Origin of the sequence: Agarivorans sp. QJM3NY_29 (genome assembly GCF_050870835.2) — a bacterium.
In the GTDB taxonomy this organism is placed as follows: Bacteria; Pseudomonadota; Gammaproteobacteria; order Enterobacterales; family Celerinatantimonadaceae; genus Agarivorans.
The window spans coordinates 4,720,432-4,736,071 of the sequence record NZ_CP194036.2; the positions used below are offsets into that span (position 1 = coordinate 4,720,432).

Consider the following 15,640-nt stretch of genomic DNA (forward strand, 5'->3'; position numbering starts at 1 on the left):
ACTGACGGCGGGCGTTGCCGCCATCCTCAATTAAGCATCTGCTTTTTCAGTCGTGCTAAAGTAAGAACCCGCAAAGGCCACACCAAAGGCTAAGGCAAAGCCAATCATATAGTGAACCACAGAGCCCGTCTGAACAATTGCAATTCCTGGAATACCAGTTAAACCAACCGCAGTCATACCCACTTTAGCAAATACCACATAAGCACCACCCACCGCACCACCGGCTAAGCCAGCGAAAAATGGGGTCATGTAGCGTAAGTTAATCCCAAAGATTGCCGCTTCGGTAATCCCAAACAAAGCCGATACACCCGATGGCATCGCCAAAGCCTTGGTTTTAATATTCTTAAATTTCAGACCAATTGCTAAACAAGCTGCGCCTTGGGCAACATTCGCCATCGACCAGATAGGAAGTAAGAAGTTAACCCCGATGTTAGGGTCACCCAGTAAACCCGCTTCAATGGCATGGAAACTGTGGTGAATACCGGTAATCACAATGGCTGAATAAGTACCACCAAATAGTAAACCAGCTAAAATACCCACATTTTCATACAAGTAGAGTAGTAGAGTTGAGATCCCATCACCCAGCATCCGTCCGCCGGGGCCAATCGCGACCAAAGAAACAAAACCAGTGACCACTAAGATAATAAACGGACTCAAAATCACATCTAAGGAGTTAGGCACCCATTGGCGAACTCGTTTTTCTACTTTACACATGAACCAAGTCGCAATCAGCATCGGGAAAACCGTTCCCTGGTAGCCAACTAAACCCACTTCCATGCCGAATAGTTCGGTCGATTGAAAACCGCTGGCAACTGTCCAAGCATTAGTTAAAGCGGGGTGGGTTAATACGCCACCAAGCGTCGCCCCCAGGATCGGCGTTCCGCCAAAAGTTTTGGCCGCCACAAAACCAATCAAAATCGGCAGAATAATGAATGCTGAACTGGATACCATGTCTAAGATTAAGTACCAGATACTGTCGGTGGCAATCATTTCATTGGTACGTAAGAAGCCAAGTAGCCCCATGCATAAACCACTGGCCACAATCGCCGGAATGATCGGTACGAATACATTGGATAAAGTACGCGCTAAAGCTTGGAAAGGGTTCTGCTTAGCACCCTGCGCGGCAACTTCAGCAGTTGACGCTTCACTAATGCCTGCCAATTCAGCCAAGGCACTAAAGACTCGGTTTACGATACCAGAGCCAATAATAATTTGGTATTGGCCACTGTTGGTGAACACACCTTTGACCAGATCGAGCTCTTTGATTGCAGCGGTATCTGCAAGCTCGGTATCATTGAGAACTAATCGTAGGCGAGTTGCACAATGCGCCGCACTTGCGATATTTGATTTGCCGCCAATCAGCTCTAAAATCTTCTTGGCTGTATCTTGTTCAGACATTTTGGATCCCTCTATTCCACTTCGTCATAAAACGGTTCCTCGCATTCAACATAGCGCATGGAACCGTTTGCAGTTTAGTTCAAATTAAAACAAGTATTTAAAGCGTACTCGGCCACCGAAGTTATTATCATCTTCAGTTGTTTTCGGATTATCGAGTTTACTTATATAAGCGCCAAGATAAATCGAGAACTCTGGGACAACCACGTTATCAAACTGATACGAGCTATAGATAGTGCTAACTTTTTTCTTATAAGCGGTAACGCCTGAATTGTCAGTACCTTTAAGAGTAACGTTTGACACATCGTTGATACCATGGATATAACCTAGACCGAACTTATGCCAAAGCACATTCGCACCATAGGTGGTATCCGTTTCATCTAAAGCATCCATTCTGGCAACATTTAAGTTCACCGCCAGACCATCTTGATTATAGCCAGCGGTTAAGCCATAACCGGTACGCTCGGATACATCGTTACCATTGGCATCTAGAGTTGAGTCGCTAACCAAGTTGGTTTCCAGGGCTGCGGCCACTTTAAAGGCGCCCTGCTGGTAGGCCACCACTGGACGAACGATAAAGACATTTTTATTGTTCTTCTTCGTTAACTCAACGCCATGGTATTTATTACTCTCGAAGAAACCACTGTTATCACCAAAGAGAGTCGAAACTTCTACATAAACGTTACCAAATGTCTGGTTGTACATCGCTTGGCCAGCACTGCCAGAACGACCGCGAGCTTCTAACATCCGGTAAATATATACGCCATCATCTTTGAATTGACCGTCAGCAGTATCACCCGAGTGATTCACAAATACATCTTGACCCAGAGGGTTCATGTCATAAGCTTCATAACGACCGAGACGTAGGGTCCAACTGTCATTCTTAGCAACTTCAAACCAAACATCATCGGTGCTCACGCCACCATCGGTGCCGTAGGTTGGTTGTGCTAAGGCGCGGATCATATAATCGCCTTGCTGACGCTCGCCCAAAAATGAAATCAAGAAACGACCGTCCTGATCCCAAGATTTATCATCAGAGGTAGTATTCACATCATTGTCGACATAGTTGACGTTGAATTCGACGTCACCACCGATAGTCAGCTTGCCTTGCTCACCTTCGATAGTCACCGCAGCCTGTGCTTGGCTGGCGGCTGCGAGTGCAGTTGTAATAGTAAGTGCAGCGAATTTATTCATGGTTATTCCTTCCATTTTTATATTCCGTAGTTGAACCATTATATTTTTCGGAGTTAAACCAAACTGAAATCGGTTCCATTTGGTTCGAAATAAGAATAGATGCAAAACTGATACATACAAGTAACAATCTCGCTATATGTGAGCAAAATCTAACAAAAATAGAGATTAATGGCCTATTTACGTGATTTCGATCACGTATAAAGCATAACAAACGTGGAACCGTTTGCGGTTTTACGCTCTTCATTCATAGAATGAATATTATCGAATCAGCATTATCAAATTACTTGGAGTAAGCATGCCAAAATCATGTGGATGGACGACGAAACAATTTACCGCAGATCCTTGGCGTCCTTACTACCATATCGCCGCCAAAACGGGCTTGATTAACGATCCCAATGGCTTTAGCTTCCATCAAGGACGCTTTCAACTGTTTTACCAATGGAACCCCTTTGGCTGCGAACATAAAAACAAACACTGGGGCCACTTCAGCAGCAGCGACCTGATACATTGGCAAGCACATCCAGCCGCTTTAGCCCCTACGGATTGGTTCGACAAAAATGGCTGCTATTCCGGCACAGCAGTGAGTGAGGGCGAGATCCTTAACCTTTATTACACTGGCAATGTCCGCCAAGGTGAGCAACGCCTCAGTTACCAATGTAAAGCGGTGCTGCATCCTGATGGGCATGTTGAAAAACTGGGGCCGATGAATATCGAAGCACTCAGAAATTACACTGGCCACGTCCGTGACCCGAAGTATTTATCTTGGCAAGATCAATCTTGGCTCATTCTGGGAGCTCAAACGCTGGGTCAACGGGGTGGAATCTGTCTACTACAGCAGCAACAAGAGCAATGGCTTGAACGTCGCTTCATCAGCCAAGAAATTAATCTCGGTCGCCCACAGCAAGCCTATATGTGGGAATGTCCTGATTTATTTGAGCTCGACCAACAATGGTTATTATTGGCCTGCCCGCAGGGCATCGAACTTGATCAAGCCGAATACACCACCACCAATCTGAGTGGTTACTTCACCGTTGACATGAGCGCTGGCCCGGCAGAACTGACCATCAACAGTGAATTTAATTTACTCGATCATGGTTTCGAATTTTATGCGCCGCAAACCCTGCAACATCAAGGCACCACCCTGTTAATCGGTTGGCTTGGGCTACCCGATGATGGTGAGCACCCAAGCGTTCGCCACAATTGGACACAAATGCTCGGCTTACCTCGTAGCCTAAGTTGGGAAAACGGCTGCTTACGGCAGCGCCCCATCCCAGCGTTCAAGGCGCTCGCCCAAGCTCAACAAGGCGACTCTTATGGCAGTGGAGAGCATCAACTTAAGGGTTTCAGCAGAAGCTGTATGCTAGACATTGAATTCACCGAGTGCAGCGCTTTTCAACTCAGTCTACCCAGTGCGGACGATAGTTTCAGCCTCCATTGGAGCAAAGGAACACTCGTGGTTGAGCGAGGCGAACTCGGTCCGCTCAACAGTGATACCAAGCGAACTTATCAAAGTCGTAATGGCAACTTAAGGCAGCTACAATTATTTATCGACAGCTCCAGCTTTGAACTATTTGTCAATGATGGCGAAGCCGTGTTATCGGGCCGACTATTTCCTCAGCAAGCCTGGCACACAGGGCAATTCAAGTTGGAAAGTGGGCAAGCCAAGCTTCAGCTGACTCAGCTGAGCAATAGCTGGATCGAGGAGGATCTAGATGCATAAAGTACAAGTATGGAATTTGGGCGATGCCGTTATCGACCTGCTCCCAGAAGACAATGGTCTACTCAAAATGTGCCCCGGTGGTGCGCCTGCCAATGTCGCTGTCGCCTTGGCACGCCTCGGCATCAATAGTGGTTTCATTGGCCGAGTGGGTAACGACCCCATGGGCAAGATGGTCAGCGCCACTCTGGCAGACGAAGGCGTTGATATCAGTAGTTTAAGCTTCGATCAACAGCAGCGAACCTCTACCGTATTAGTCTCTTTAGATGCCAGTGGAGAGCGTGAATTTACCTTTCTGGTACAACCCAGTGCCGATCAGTTTTTAAGCACTGAGCAGCTCCCCGCCTTCCAAACAGAACAATGGTTGCAATTAAGTTCCATCGCCCTTGCCGCAGCGCGCTGTCGCGAAACCGCCATCGAAGCGGCTAAACGCTGCCGCACTGCTGGTGGTTGGGTATTCTTCGACCTCAATTTACGACCTATGTTATGGTCTAGCCCCGAGCAAATGCGTCAGCAGATTGAAGCATTTTTACCCTTGTGCGATTTAGTTAAATTTTCCGAAGAAGAAGCATTATGGCTTAGCAATTGTGAACAAATTGAGCAAGCGGTCGAGTATTTACAAGCGCAACTTCAGGTTCCTTTTATCTTATCGCTAGGCGAATTAGGGAGTGAATTAGTCTATGCGGGGAAAATCCAGCGAGTCCTTGCCGAGCCCGTAGCCAAGGTGGTGGATACCACCGGCGCTGGTGATGCTTTTGTAGGAGGGGTCTTGGCTTACTTGAGCCAGTTTAGCCAATGGCAAGACCAAGCCTTATTACTCGAGGCCTTGGCCCGTGGTAATAAAAGTGGCGGTTTGGCGGTTGGCGAAAAAGGGGCGATGTCGGCCCTACCCTATATACATCGTTAATCACAACGCAACCCAGAGCGCGCCGAGAGCTCTGGGTTGTGGATTTCTAAATTATCCAAAGCCTTGAGCCAAGCTTGGCCGAATGTTTCCCTCCACTTTTTATCTCACTTTACTCACATCAGCGTCTCAACGTGGTCTTGAATGCCCAAGGAAATGGCAAACCGCTGTTATGAAATTTATTATTGCTAGCCACTTATCGACTATTTTGTTAAAAAACCTAAAAAATACCTTTTTAAAACGAGATTTAGCGCACGAAAAGCAAATTGCTGAAAATCGTCCGCATTTTTCGTAATTGAGTCATCCCAGAAGCAGACTAACAATGAACTTAGGATCGGAAGATTGGCACTGTGACGCTTTGGCAATGCAACCCATTGACTCGCTCAAGCCCAACGGACACTAATTCTTCGATAAATATGCTTTCTTAAGGAGTAATGCCATGGCTCAGTATTTTGATCAAATTGAAAAAATCACTTTCCAAGGACCAGAATCTAATGACCCTTTAGCCTTTCGTCACTATGACGCCAATCAGCTGATCTTAGGTAAGACCATGGCAGAACATCTGCGCTTTGGTGCCTGCTATTGGCACAATCTCTGCTGGGATGGCTCTGACATATTTGGTTCAGGTACCTTTGATCGCCCTTGGCAGCAAGCAGGCAACGCCTTAGAAATGGCCAAAGTGAAAGCCGACGTCGCCTTCGAACTATTTACAAAATTAACCATTCCTTACTATTCCTTCCATGACATCGACGTTGCGCCGCAAGGCAACTCGCTCAAAGAATATAGCGAGAACATGAAGGTGATGATGGACGTGCTTGCCGAGAAGCAACAACAAACGGGGATGAAGTTACTCTGGGGTACCGCCAACGTATTCTCTCATCCACGTTTCATGTCAGGCGCAGCTTCAAATCCCAATCCCGAAGTATTTGCCTATGCGGCGACCCAAGTATTTAGCGCGATGAACGCCACCAAAATGCTGGGCGGTGAAAACTATGTATTGTGGGGAGGTCGAGAAGGTTACGAAACCTTACTCAATACCGATTTACGCCAAGAGCGTGAGCAATTGGGTCGTTTCTTCCAAATGGTGGTAGAACATAAACACAAAATCGGCTTTAACGGCACCTTATTGATCGAGCCTAAACCTGCTGAACCCACCAAACATCAGTACGACTACGACACCGCCACTGTCTATGGCTTTCTCAAGCAATTTGGCTTAGAAAATGAAGTCAAAGTAAATATTGAAGTAAATCACGCAACTTTGGCGGGGCACTCCTTCCATCACGAAATCGCCACCGCGATCTCACTGGGCTTATTTGGTTCGATTGATGCGAACCGCGGTGACCCGCAACTGGGTTGGGATACCGACCAATTCCCCAATAGTGTGGAAGAATGGACACCGGTGATGCACGATATCTTAAAATCAGGAGGGTTCTCTACCGGAGGTTTGATGTTTGATACCAAATTGCGTCGTCAAAGCATCGCCAAGGCGGATTACTTCCACGGTCACATTGGAGCCATGGATACTTGCGCCCTCGCCCTGAAAAAAGCCGCCAGTTTACTGGAAAGCCAAGAACTCAACAAAATAGTGGCCGAACGTTACGCGGGTTGGAGTGGTGATCTTGGCAAAGCGATTATGACCGGAGACTACAGTCTTGAGTCCTTAGCCAAACAAGCGCTGAGTGACAACATCCAGCCAACTCATGTCTCGGGTCGCCAAGAACAATTGGAAAACATCATCAATAAACACATCTTCAGCAGATAAGGATAAAGTTTCAGCAAGCCATAAAACCGACGCTTGAGCGTCGGTTTTTGTAACTCAAACAGCCGTCGTGGATAACACCGTCAACCCAGACTCGCTATCATGATTTGCATCTGATTAAGACTCCAGCGATAGCGCTGCCCCATTCACAACTTGATATTCCATCGTCAAAGGATCAAGCCCCTCCAAACAACCAGCGTTTACCCGAGTCAATTCAGGCGCGCTTCGCGGACGATGGAAGGTATAAATACCACAATGTTTACAAAAATAATGCTTGGCCACATGACTGTTCCACTGATACAAGGTCAACGCATCCTGGCCAGTGAGTAGCTCAAAGCTATCATCTTCGGCGGTGACCATCATAATTCCCTTGCGCTGGCATAGGCTACAATTACAGCGCACCGCCGGCACTAGGCTGGACTTTAATGAAAATGTTACCGCGCCACAATGACAACTTCCCTGATGAACTTGACTCATTTGCACTCTCCTTGACGATTGATTCGACCTTGGGCCGATTTGCACTATCATTAATAATATTTATATCATTAATGGTGATTTATGAATGCCTCATTTAATAAGACCTTAAGCCTAAGTCTACTGTTATTCAATAGTGTTGAGCATGAGGTCTACGCCGCCCCGCCGCCGCCTTTGGTATTAGCCAGCGAATACCAGCAAGGCTTGCAACTCGAACGCTACTGGGTTTGTGAAAAATATGACGGCGTTCGGGCCTATTGGAACGGACAGCAATTACTGAGCCGCAGTGGCCGAACCATTTCCATCCCTCACGAGTTACAACAGCAACTCCCGGCCTTTGCACTAGATGGCGAACTATGGCTTGGTCGGGGCAAGTTTAGCGAATTGGTGGGCTTAATACATCGACAGCAGAGCAAGTTCGAGCAATGGCAAAAGGTACAGTTTATGGTCTTTGACCTTCCCCATCATCCGGGTAACTATCGAAGCCGCTATCAACAACTACAAGGCTTAGCCAAGCAGGCTAATTTTATTCGAATACCTGAATATCATAACTATCCCGGCCGAACTCAATTAGCGCAAGAGCTACAAAAAATCAGCGCCGAAGGCGGCGAAGGCTTAATGTTACGCGATCCAAACTCGTTTTATCTGGCGACCCGTAGTCACGCCTTAATCAAATATAAAGCTTACCAAGACGGAGAAGCCGAAGTTGTGGCTTATAGCGCTGGAAAAGGTAAGTATCAAGGTATGCTGGGTGCCTTAGTGGTACAAGATCGACAAGGACAACGATTCAAAATAGGCAGCGGCTTAACAGATCAGCTCCGAGTTTCACCACCGCCGCTTGGTAGTCTGATTGAATACCGCTACAACGGTTTGAGCAGTCATGGTAAGCCACGTTTCGCACGCTTTATACGGCTTCATCAAACGCTCTAACAGCTAAGTATTGGTATCACTAAGCTGACTGCGGGATCCCGAGCTCAAACCTGAGCAGTAAGGGCAAACGGCTCTAGTATCCCAACTTAAGCTCTAGCCAAAGAGTTTAAGGCAGCTGTTTATTTCGCTCAACATCCACCAGATAATCACCTTCCAGCCAATCCCTGCCGATCAGCAACTTATAGTCCATTTTGCTGCGATCGCGTAAGTTAACATCAACTGTTTTCTGTTGGCCCTGCCATTCAATGGCCAGCGCCACTTTATAACGGATCTCTAAGCCTTGAGAATTACGTACCGCCACCACATCGCTGATCCGTGCCTTGCCCTGATGCTGCTCACCCTGCTCATTAATGGTGGTGAATTCCAGATACTTACCAATGTTGGCACGCATTTTAGGTTTCACCAGCGATTTTTGCTCGGCTTCTGAGTAATCCGCTGGCAGAATATTATTACCATCGATAACCCGTATATGGTCGGCATGCAATGAGGTGCTGGCCGCGCCGGTATCAATCCGGGTTAAATAACGAAGATCAGCTTCCACGACACGAATATATTCTAAGGCTCCCACCGTTGCTTTCTCGGCCCAACAGCTGCTGGCGGAAGCCAGCGTAAACACCATCGCGAACAATATCTTCTTCAACACCTAACTTTCTCCTACTTGGTCGCAGGGGAGCTCTACCATCAGCCTTGTCTGATCACGACAGACTCAGCTTCCCCATAAATTTACTGTAGTTTAGCTGATGCTCGCTCAGGTCGAAACCTGCTGCCATTCGATAATCCTCAAATTCGTTTAACCGAGCACCCGATCCCAATCCTTCCATACCACTTGATAACCAGCTTTTTGCACCGCTGCGGCAACTACTTCAGGTCGGCGCTCATCGCTAATTTCAAACTGCTCCAGCGCTGTCTGACTAGTTTTAGCATAACCGCCCGGCTGGGTGCTGGAAAAGGCACTCATGGTGGTGATCCCCAGGGGAATCGCATGATTACGAAAATGTTCTGACTCACGAGTTGATAACGACAACTCCACATCGGGATTAAACAAACGATAGGCGCAAATCAACTGAACTAACTGCTTGTCCGTCATCACCGATACCGGCTGAAAACCGCCTTCACAGGGCCGCAAGCGCGGAAAGGAAATAGAAAACTTACTCTGCCAATAGCGACGCTCTAAATACTGCAAATGCGCAGCCGCGTAAAAACAATCGTTACGCCATTGATCCAGACCAATTAAAGCCCCTATACCAATCTTACGAACCCCGGCGGCACCGAGACGTTCAGGGGTAGCTAAACGATAATCAAAATCACGCTTCCGTCCCTTGGGATGCACCTCGGCATAACGCTGCCGATTATAAGTTTCTTGATAAACCATCACCGCATCTAAACCGAGTGGAATCAGCTCTCGGTAGTCCGCTTCATCCAAGGGTTGAACTTCCATCGACACATGTGAGAACCGCGCCTTAATTAAGGGCATCACTTGACGAAAGTAGGCCATGCCGACCTTGCGTTCCGACTCACCAGTCACTAACAAGATGTGGTCAAAACCAAGGGCTTTAATGGCATCTAATTCTGCATCGATTTGTGCCATATCTAAGGTGAGGCGACGGATCTTATTACCCATCGAGAAACCGCAATATTGACAAACATTACTGCACATATTGCTCAGATATAAAGGTATGTAAAACTGCTGTGTCTTACCAAAACGCTGCTGAGTTAAACGCATGCTGCGCTGGGCCATCGGTTCCAAATAGGCTTCGGCTGCGGGCGAAATGAGCGCCTGAAAATCGTCCAAATCTAACTTATCTTTGGCCAGTGCTCGCTCGACATCAACAGTGGTTTTACTGTAAATCGACAAATGTACTGCTGCGTGATCATAAGTCGCTAAGTGCTCGGCAAAACTCATTCGCTTGCCCTCCTATAAATTATCTAAAAACGCCGTTAAAGGACTCGATGCTTCCGCATGGCGTAATTCGCGACCTAAACCAGCAAGATAAGCATTGCGCCCCGCTTCAACGGCCATCGCAAAAGCTTGGGCCATCGCCACCGGATCTCTGGCCACGGCCATCGCGGTGTTGACCAATACCGCATCGGCGCCCAACTCCATCGCCAACGCCGCATCGGAGGGGGCTCCAATGCCCGCATCCACCACCACCGGCACGCTGGCTTGCTCAATAATAATTTCTAAGAAATCGCGACTGCGCAGGCCTTTATTAGTACCAATTGGAGCGCCCAGCGGCATCACCGCAGCACAACCCACATCTTCCAATCGTTTACACAACACCGGATCTGCATGCACATAAGGCAGCACCACAAAACCTTGTTGCACCAGGGTTTCGGCGGCGGCAAGCGTTTCGATAGGATCCGGCATGAGATATTTCGGATCGGGATGAATTTCCAGCTTCAACCAATTGGTTGCCAACGCCTCACGCGCCAGATGAGCGGCAAAAACTGCCTCCTCAGCGTTGCGTGCCCCAGAGGTATTGGGCAGCAGCTGCACCCCCGCTTTGAGTAAGGGAGCTAAAATATCATCCTGTTGATCGCTGGCATCAATCCGTTTCATCGCCATGGTCACCAGCTGACTAGCACTGGCTTGAATACTGGCAGTCATTAACTCCGCACTGGCAAATTTGCCGGTCCCGGTAAATAAACGACTGGTAAAACTCTTATCTGCAATCTGTAACACAGGAACTCCTTAATTTATCCACCGGCAATCGCCCGAAAAATTCGCACCTTCGTGCCATTCACCAGCTGGGTTACCGGCCAATGAGTTCGCGGCACAATCCGACCATCGACGACCACCGCAACCCCATTCAACGATTGCTGCTGTTGCTCTAGTAACTGAGTAATGTTCAAGGGCTCAACTAGCGCGGTACTCAAGCCATTCAACTCAATTGTTATGTACATTATTTTTCACCCTTCAGCGCATACCGGACAGGCCGGATCGGCCTGTATGCTTAAATGAAACCACTCGAGGCTGTGCGCATCGAAGCTGGAGAAGCGCCCAAGCTGAGCGGAAGCAAGGCCCACCAGCAACTTAATGGTTTCCAAGGCTTGCAGGCTACCGATGGTGCCCACCACTGGCCCAAGGACCCCGGCATTACTGCAATTAAGTTGCTGCTCACTGGCATTCGGAAATAAGCAGTGATAACAGCCCTGAGCTGAACGGCGAAAATCAAACACCATCAACTGCCCGTCAAAGGCGACTGCTGCACCACTCACCAAAGGCACTTTGGCTTTTACACAGGCCTGATTCACCGCATAACGGGTGCTGATGTTATCGCTGCAATCCAGCACCACATCGGCTTGCGCCACCTCCATCGCCAGTAACAAATCATCCATCTTGCGATTCACGGTTCGCACTTGGATCTGACTGTTAAGCTGCTGCAGGCGCTGTTTCGCGGCAGTGACTTTGGCACTGCCAATATCCGCTTCGGTGTATAGCACCTGGCGCTGTAAATTGCTGCTATCGAGCTGGTCAAAATCGGCTAAAACCAATTTCCCTACACCTGCTGCGGCTAAGTACATACTCGCCGGCGCGCCCAAGCCTCCCACCCCAATCAACAATACCTGAGCCTGCTTGAGCTTTAATTGCCCGGCTTCACCCACCTCTTTGAGTAATAGGTGGCGACTATAGCGTTGGTATTCTTGGTCCGTTAATTGGTTGAAGTTCATGTTGACTCCTATCTGCTCATTTCAGTTGATTGACTGACAATCGCTTCGAGCTCGGCCAGCGCATTCGCGGGATCGGCTGCCTCGGTAATCGCTCGGACCACCGCCACACTGCCCACGCCACACTGCCACACCTGCTTGGCTCGCGGCAAATCGATGCCGCCAATCGCGACTAAGGGGTAATCGCTCATTAAGCTCGCGTAACGACTTAATTTCGCCAAACCTTGCGGCTTGGACGGCATATCCTTAGTAGTCGTGGGAAAAATATGACCCAGTGCAATATAACTAGGGCCTAGCTGACTGGCACGTAATAATTCGTAATAGCCATGGGTGCTAATGCCTAAACGCAAACCAGCAGCGGCAATTTGTGGTAAATCGGCCAAGGCCAGATCTTCTTGCCCCAAATGCACCCCATAGGCACCATGTTTTAGCGCCAATTGCCAGTAGTCATTAATAAACAAACGCGCCTGATATTGACGACCCAGTTGGATGGCTTGACGCACATCGCTTTCCACTTCCGCATTACTTTTATCTTTGATCCGCAGCTGTAGGGTTTTCACCCCCATCGCTAATAGACGCTCTATCCATGCCACGCTATCCACCACTGGGTAAACGCCAAGTTGATAGCTATCACAGCTCGCGAAGGACTGCTGCTCTGGCCAACTTTCGCTGAGGCCAAACAGCTTTCCTAGCGGCGTTTGTGCCGACTCAACCCGTGGAAAATATTGCCGCTGACTGGGCCAGCCCAAGTGCGCCAGATTGCCACAACCCTGCTGCTGCGAAAGTCCCTGATAGACATAAGCTTTAGCCAGCACCAGTGCATCTTCCATGGCAAAATCGAGCGCTAAACCAGCCGCCAGGGCGGAGGCCAGAGTACAACCAGTGCCGTGGGTATGCGAGGCTTCCAGTAACGGACTGGAGAGCAATATCTCGCGCAGCCCATCACAATAAAAATCCACCGCTTGTCCGGGCGTGAAATCTAAGTGTCCCCCCTTAGCCCACACGGCTTTGACGCCCTTGGCTAGCAACGCTGCGCAGGCTTGTTTCACGGCAACGGGACTGCTGAGCCCAATGCCCGTCAAACTGGCTAACTCACTGGCATTGGGCGTGAGCACATCAACTTGAGCCAATAGCTTGGGTAAAGCCGCTAGCAGATCGTCAGCCGCCAGCTTCGCTCCAGAACTCGCAACCAGTACAGGGTCGTACACCACCAGCGGTGGTTCCGACCAAGTCGCCTTATAGCTGGCTAACTTATCTGCCACCAAAGTCACTAACTCGGCGCAGCCTAACATGCCAATTTTAATCACCTTGGCCGGATTCGTTGCAGCCAAAGCATCCAACTGCGCGGCCAACATCGCGCCCGTGACCGTCTCCATGGCGCTCACTCCGCGAATATTTTGCGCAGTCAACGCGGTCACCGCAGTGGCACACTCAACGCCCAAATCATGGGCGCTCAGTAAATCGGCCTGCAAACCCGCTCCTGCACAGCTGTCACTCCCCGCGATCGTCCAAACTTGTGGGCGTAAGGCCGCGTCAAGGCAAGCGCTAGGCTTCATGGCTAGTCTCGGCAGTTAACGGAGAGTGGTAAATTTCGGCCCCCTTACTACGAAACTCAGCAGACTTTTCCGCCATCCCTTCAACCACTGCGGCAGGCTGATATCCAAGATCGGCAAGCGGTTCATCTAACAACTTAATCTCTAAGTCATTGGCATAATCTCGCACCTCTTGAGAGATCTTCATTGAACAAAATTTCGGGCCACACATCGAACAGAAGTGCGCCACCTTGGCAGATTCTTGAGGCAGCGCCTCATCATGGTAGGCACGGGCAGTATCGGGATCTAAAGCAAGATTGAATTGATCTTCCCAGCGGAATTCAAAACGCGCTCGACTCATGGCGTTATCTCGAATTTGCGCGCCAGCATGACCTTTGGCCAAATCGGCGGCGTGAGCGGCGATTTTATAGGTAATCATGCCCTGTTTTACGTCATCTTTGTTGGGTAGACCCAGATGCTCTTTGGGCGTCACATAACACAACATGGCGCAGCCAAACCAACCAATCATCGCCGCGCCAATGCCCGAAGAAAAGTGGTCGTACCCCGGAGAAATATCGGTAATTAGCGGTCCTAAAGTATAAAATGGGGCCTCGTCACAAACTTCGAGCTGCTTCTCCATATTCTCTTTGATCAGCTGCATCGGGACGTGGCCCGGGCCTTCGATAATCACCTGTACATCGTATTCCCAGGCAACTTTGGCCAACTCGCCAAGGGTTTCCAATTCGGCAAACTGCGCCTCGTCGTTGGCATCGGCAATCGAGCCCGGACGCATTCCATCCCCCAATGACAACGACACATCATAGGCGGCACAAATTTCACAGATGTCGCGAAAACGCTCGTAAAGGAAACTCTCCTGATGGTGGGCCAGACACCACTTGGCCATGATCGAGCCGCCACGCGAAACGATGCCAGTAATCCGCTTGGCGGTCATTGGCACATAACGCAGCAATACGCCAGCATGAATAGTGAAGTAGTCCACGCCCTGTTCTGCCTGCTCGATCAAAGTGTCGCGAAAGACTTCCCAGTTGAGATCTTCAGCCACTCCATTTACCTTTTCCAGAGCTTGATAAATCGGCACGGTGCCGATCGGCACAGGCGAGTTACGGATCACCCATTCACGGGTCTCGTGAATATAACGGCCAGTCGACAAGTCCATCACCGTATCGGCACCCCAACGGGTCGCCCAAACTAACTTCTCAACTTCTTCTTCTATCGAAGAGGTCACCGCCGAATTCCCAATATTGGCGTTCACTTTGACCAAGAAATTACGACCAATGATCATCGGCTCGGTTTCGGCATGGTTAATATTGGCAGGAATAATCGCCCGACCTCGCGCGACCTCATCGCGAACAAACTCACCAGTAATATGCGCCGGCAAGGAAGCACCAAAGGAATGGCCCGCTTGTTGTTCGGCCAGTAAATCTTCACGGATCTTGTCCCGTCCCATGTTTTCGCGGATCGCGATATATTCCATTTCCGGGGTGATAATACCTTGGCGAGCATAGTGTAATTGAGTCACTCGTTTACCAGGCTTGGCTTTTCGTGGTGTTGGCAGGCTGTCGAAACGAATATGATCGAGACCTTCATCGGCCAAACGTTGCTGAGAAAAGTTTGAGCTGTGTCCGGCTAAAGCCTCGGTATCGCCGCGCTCTTCGATCCAAGCCTGACGCTGTTGGGGCAAGCCCTTACGCACATCCAAATCGGCTTGTTGGTCACTATAAATTCCTGAGGTATCATAGACCCGAACCGGTTCATTGGCGGCAAACTTCGGATTTTCTTTACTACCGCCCACGAGGCTATCGGCTAAGTTAATTTGGCGCATCGCAACTTGAATATCGTCACGACTACCTTGAATATATATTTTTTCTGAATTTGGAAAAGCTTGACCCTGCAGATTATTAATATATTGCTCTGCAGCGGCTCTGGTTTCGCGTCTTGACATGACTTGCCTCTCAATAAAGTTATTAACAATGAGGCTTGTCGGATGTAGGAAAAGTAAGCAAAGCTAAGGGCGCAATATACGCCGTCGCAACGGTCCATTGGCA

General features: G+C 49.0%; 14 protein-coding genes. 4 read left to right on the top strand and 10 right to left on the bottom strand.

The annotated features are described in order from the left end of the window. Nucleotides 1–30 precede the first annotated feature (30 nt). Both ACRRS0_RS21475 and ACRRS0_RS21480 read right to left on the bottom strand, forming a co-directional pair. Nucleotides 31–1,398, bottom strand: a complete 1,368-nt coding sequence (locus tag ACRRS0_RS21475) for a sucrose-specific PTS transporter subunit IIBC (protein WP_432455560.1) — start codon at nucleotides 1,396–1,398, stop codon at nucleotides 31–33. Nucleotides 1,399–1,482: 84 nt separating this feature from the next. Next, a complete protein-coding gene (locus tag ACRRS0_RS21480; protein WP_432455559.1) occupies nucleotides 1,483–2,589 on the bottom strand; it encodes a carbohydrate porin in 1,107 nt (368 codons plus the stop codon). Nucleotides 2,590–2,884: 295 nt separating this feature from the next. Between ACRRS0_RS21480 and ACRRS0_RS21485 the strand changes: the two genes are divergently transcribed. From ACRRS0_RS21485 to xylA, 3 genes are all read left to right on the top strand, one after another. Further along, nucleotides 2,885–4,309, top strand: a complete 1,425-nt coding sequence (locus tag ACRRS0_RS21485; protein WP_432455558.1) for a sucrose-6-phosphate hydrolase — start codon at nucleotides 2,885–2,887, stop codon at nucleotides 4,307–4,309. Beyond that, nucleotides 4,302–5,213 (top strand): aminoimidazole riboside kinase, encoded by a 912-nt coding sequence (locus ACRRS0_RS21490; protein WP_432455557.1) that lies wholly within the window; start codon nucleotides 4,302–4,304, stop codon nucleotides 5,211–5,213. The genes ACRRS0_RS21485 and ACRRS0_RS21490 overlap by 8 nt, the downstream gene beginning before the upstream one ends. Before the next feature lie 436 nt (nucleotides 5,214–5,649). Next, nucleotides 5,650–6,972 carry a xylose isomerase gene (xylA, locus tag ACRRS0_RS21495; RefSeq protein WP_432455556.1) on the top strand — a complete coding sequence of 441 codons (1,323 nt, stop codon included), beginning with the start codon at nucleotides 5,650–5,652 and terminating at the stop codon, nucleotides 6,970–6,972. 114 nt (nucleotides 6,973–7,086) lie between these two features. Here the strand turns inward: xylA and ACRRS0_RS21500 are convergent, their stop codons facing one another. Beyond that, complete coding sequence (locus ACRRS0_RS21500) at nucleotides 7,087–7,446, bottom strand: GFA family protein (RefSeq protein WP_432455555.1); 360 nt, start codon at nucleotides 7,444–7,446, stop codon at nucleotides 7,087–7,089. A gap of 81 nt (nucleotides 7,447–7,527) precedes the next feature. Between ACRRS0_RS21500 and ACRRS0_RS21505 the strand changes: the two genes are divergently transcribed. After that, nucleotides 7,528–8,373: a DNA ligase gene (locus tag ACRRS0_RS21505; RefSeq protein WP_432455554.1), complete on the top strand. Its 846-nt coding sequence runs from the start codon at nucleotides 7,528–7,530 to the stop codon at nucleotides 8,371–8,373. A 106-nt stretch (nucleotides 8,374–8,479) separates the two neighbouring features. Here ACRRS0_RS21505 and ACRRS0_RS21510 read toward each other — a convergent pair whose 3' ends face one another. From ACRRS0_RS21510 to thiC, 7 genes are all read right to left on the bottom strand, one after another. Continuing rightward, on the bottom strand, nucleotides 8,480–9,016 hold the full coding sequence (locus ACRRS0_RS21510; RefSeq protein ID WP_432455553.1) for an ATP-dependent zinc protease family protein: 537 nt from the start codon (nucleotides 9,014–9,016) through the stop codon (nucleotides 8,480–8,482). A 147-nt stretch (nucleotides 9,017–9,163) separates the two neighbouring features. Beyond that, the gene (thiH, locus tag ACRRS0_RS21515; RefSeq protein WP_432455552.1) at nucleotides 9,164–10,276 is read right to left on the bottom strand and encodes a 2-iminoacetate synthase ThiH; all 1,113 of its coding nucleotides are present in this window, start codon (nucleotides 10,274–10,276) and stop codon (nucleotides 9,164–9,166) included. A 12-nt stretch (nucleotides 10,277–10,288) separates the two neighbouring features. Further along, nucleotides 10,289–11,056 carry a thiazole synthase gene (locus ACRRS0_RS21520; protein WP_432455551.1) on the bottom strand — a complete coding sequence of 256 codons (768 nt, stop codon included), beginning with the start codon at nucleotides 11,054–11,056 and terminating at the stop codon, nucleotides 10,289–10,291. Nucleotides 11,057–11,070: 14 nt separating this feature from the next. Then, nucleotides 11,071–11,277, bottom strand: coding sequence for a sulfur carrier protein ThiS (gene thiS / locus ACRRS0_RS21525; protein ID WP_432455550.1), 207 nt, complete (start codon nucleotides 11,275–11,277; stop codon nucleotides 11,071–11,073). A 6-nt stretch (nucleotides 11,278–11,283) separates the two neighbouring features. Continuing rightward, the gene (locus ACRRS0_RS21530) at nucleotides 11,284–12,045 is read right to left on the bottom strand and encodes a HesA/MoeB/ThiF family protein (protein WP_432455549.1); all 762 of its coding nucleotides are present in this window, start codon (nucleotides 12,043–12,045) and stop codon (nucleotides 11,284–11,286) included. Between the two features lie 8 nt (nucleotides 12,046–12,053). Then, nucleotides 12,054–13,598 carry a thiamine phosphate synthase gene (gene thiE / locus ACRRS0_RS21535; RefSeq protein WP_432455548.1) on the bottom strand — a complete coding sequence of 515 codons (1,545 nt, stop codon included), beginning with the start codon at nucleotides 13,596–13,598 and terminating at the stop codon, nucleotides 12,054–12,056. After that, nucleotides 13,588–15,537: a phosphomethylpyrimidine synthase ThiC gene (gene thiC, locus ACRRS0_RS21540; RefSeq protein ID WP_432455547.1), complete on the bottom strand. Its 1,950-nt coding sequence runs from the start codon at nucleotides 15,535–15,537 to the stop codon at nucleotides 13,588–13,590. Before thiC ends, thiE begins: the two co-directional genes overlap by 11 nt. Nucleotides 15,538–15,640 lie beyond the last annotated feature (103 nt).

What these genes read in the sequence shown, in the direction of transcription:
- ACRRS0_RS21490 (WP_432455557.1), top strand. Translation starts at nt 4,302, where the DNA reads ATGCATAAAGTACAAGTATGGAATTTGGGCGATGCCGTTATCGACCTG.
- ACRRS0_RS21500 (WP_432455555.1), bottom strand. Translation starts at nt 7,446, where the DNA reads ATGAGTCAAGTTCATCAGGGAAGTTGTCATTGTGGCGCGGTAACATTT.
- ACRRS0_RS21485 (WP_432455558.1), top strand. Translation starts at nt 2,885, where the DNA reads ATGCCAAAATCATGTGGATGGACGACGAAACAATTTACCGCAGATCCT.
- thiS (WP_432455550.1), bottom strand. Translation starts at nt 11,277, where the DNA reads ATGTACATAACAATTGAGTTGAATGGCTTGAGTACCGCGCTAGTTGAG.
- ACRRS0_RS21480 (WP_432455559.1), bottom strand. Translation starts at nt 2,589, where the DNA reads ATGAATAAATTCGCTGCACTTACTATTACAACTGCACTCGCAGCCGCC.
- thiH (WP_432455552.1), bottom strand. Translation starts at nt 10,276, where the DNA reads ATGAGTTTTGCCGAGCACTTAGCGACTTATGATCACGCAGCAGTACAT.
- ACRRS0_RS21530 (WP_432455549.1), bottom strand. Translation starts at nt 12,045, where the DNA reads ATGAACTTCAACCAATTAACGGACCAAGAATACCAACGCTATAGTCGC.
- xylA (WP_432455556.1), top strand. Translation starts at nt 5,650, where the DNA reads ATGGCTCAGTATTTTGATCAAATTGAAAAAATCACTTTCCAAGGACCA.
- thiC (WP_432455547.1), bottom strand. Translation starts at nt 15,537, where the DNA reads ATGTCAAGACGCGAAACCAGAGCCGCTGCAGAGCAATATATTAATAAT.
- thiE (WP_432455548.1), bottom strand. Translation starts at nt 13,598, where the DNA reads ATGAAGCCTAGCGCTTGCCTTGACGCGGCCTTACGCCCACAAGTTTGG.
- ACRRS0_RS21475 (WP_432455560.1), bottom strand. Translation starts at nt 1,398, where the DNA reads ATGTCTGAACAAGATACAGCCAAGAAGATTTTAGAGCTGATTGGCGGC.
- ACRRS0_RS21505 (WP_432455554.1), top strand. Translation starts at nt 7,528, where the DNA reads ATGAATGCCTCATTTAATAAGACCTTAAGCCTAAGTCTACTGTTATTC.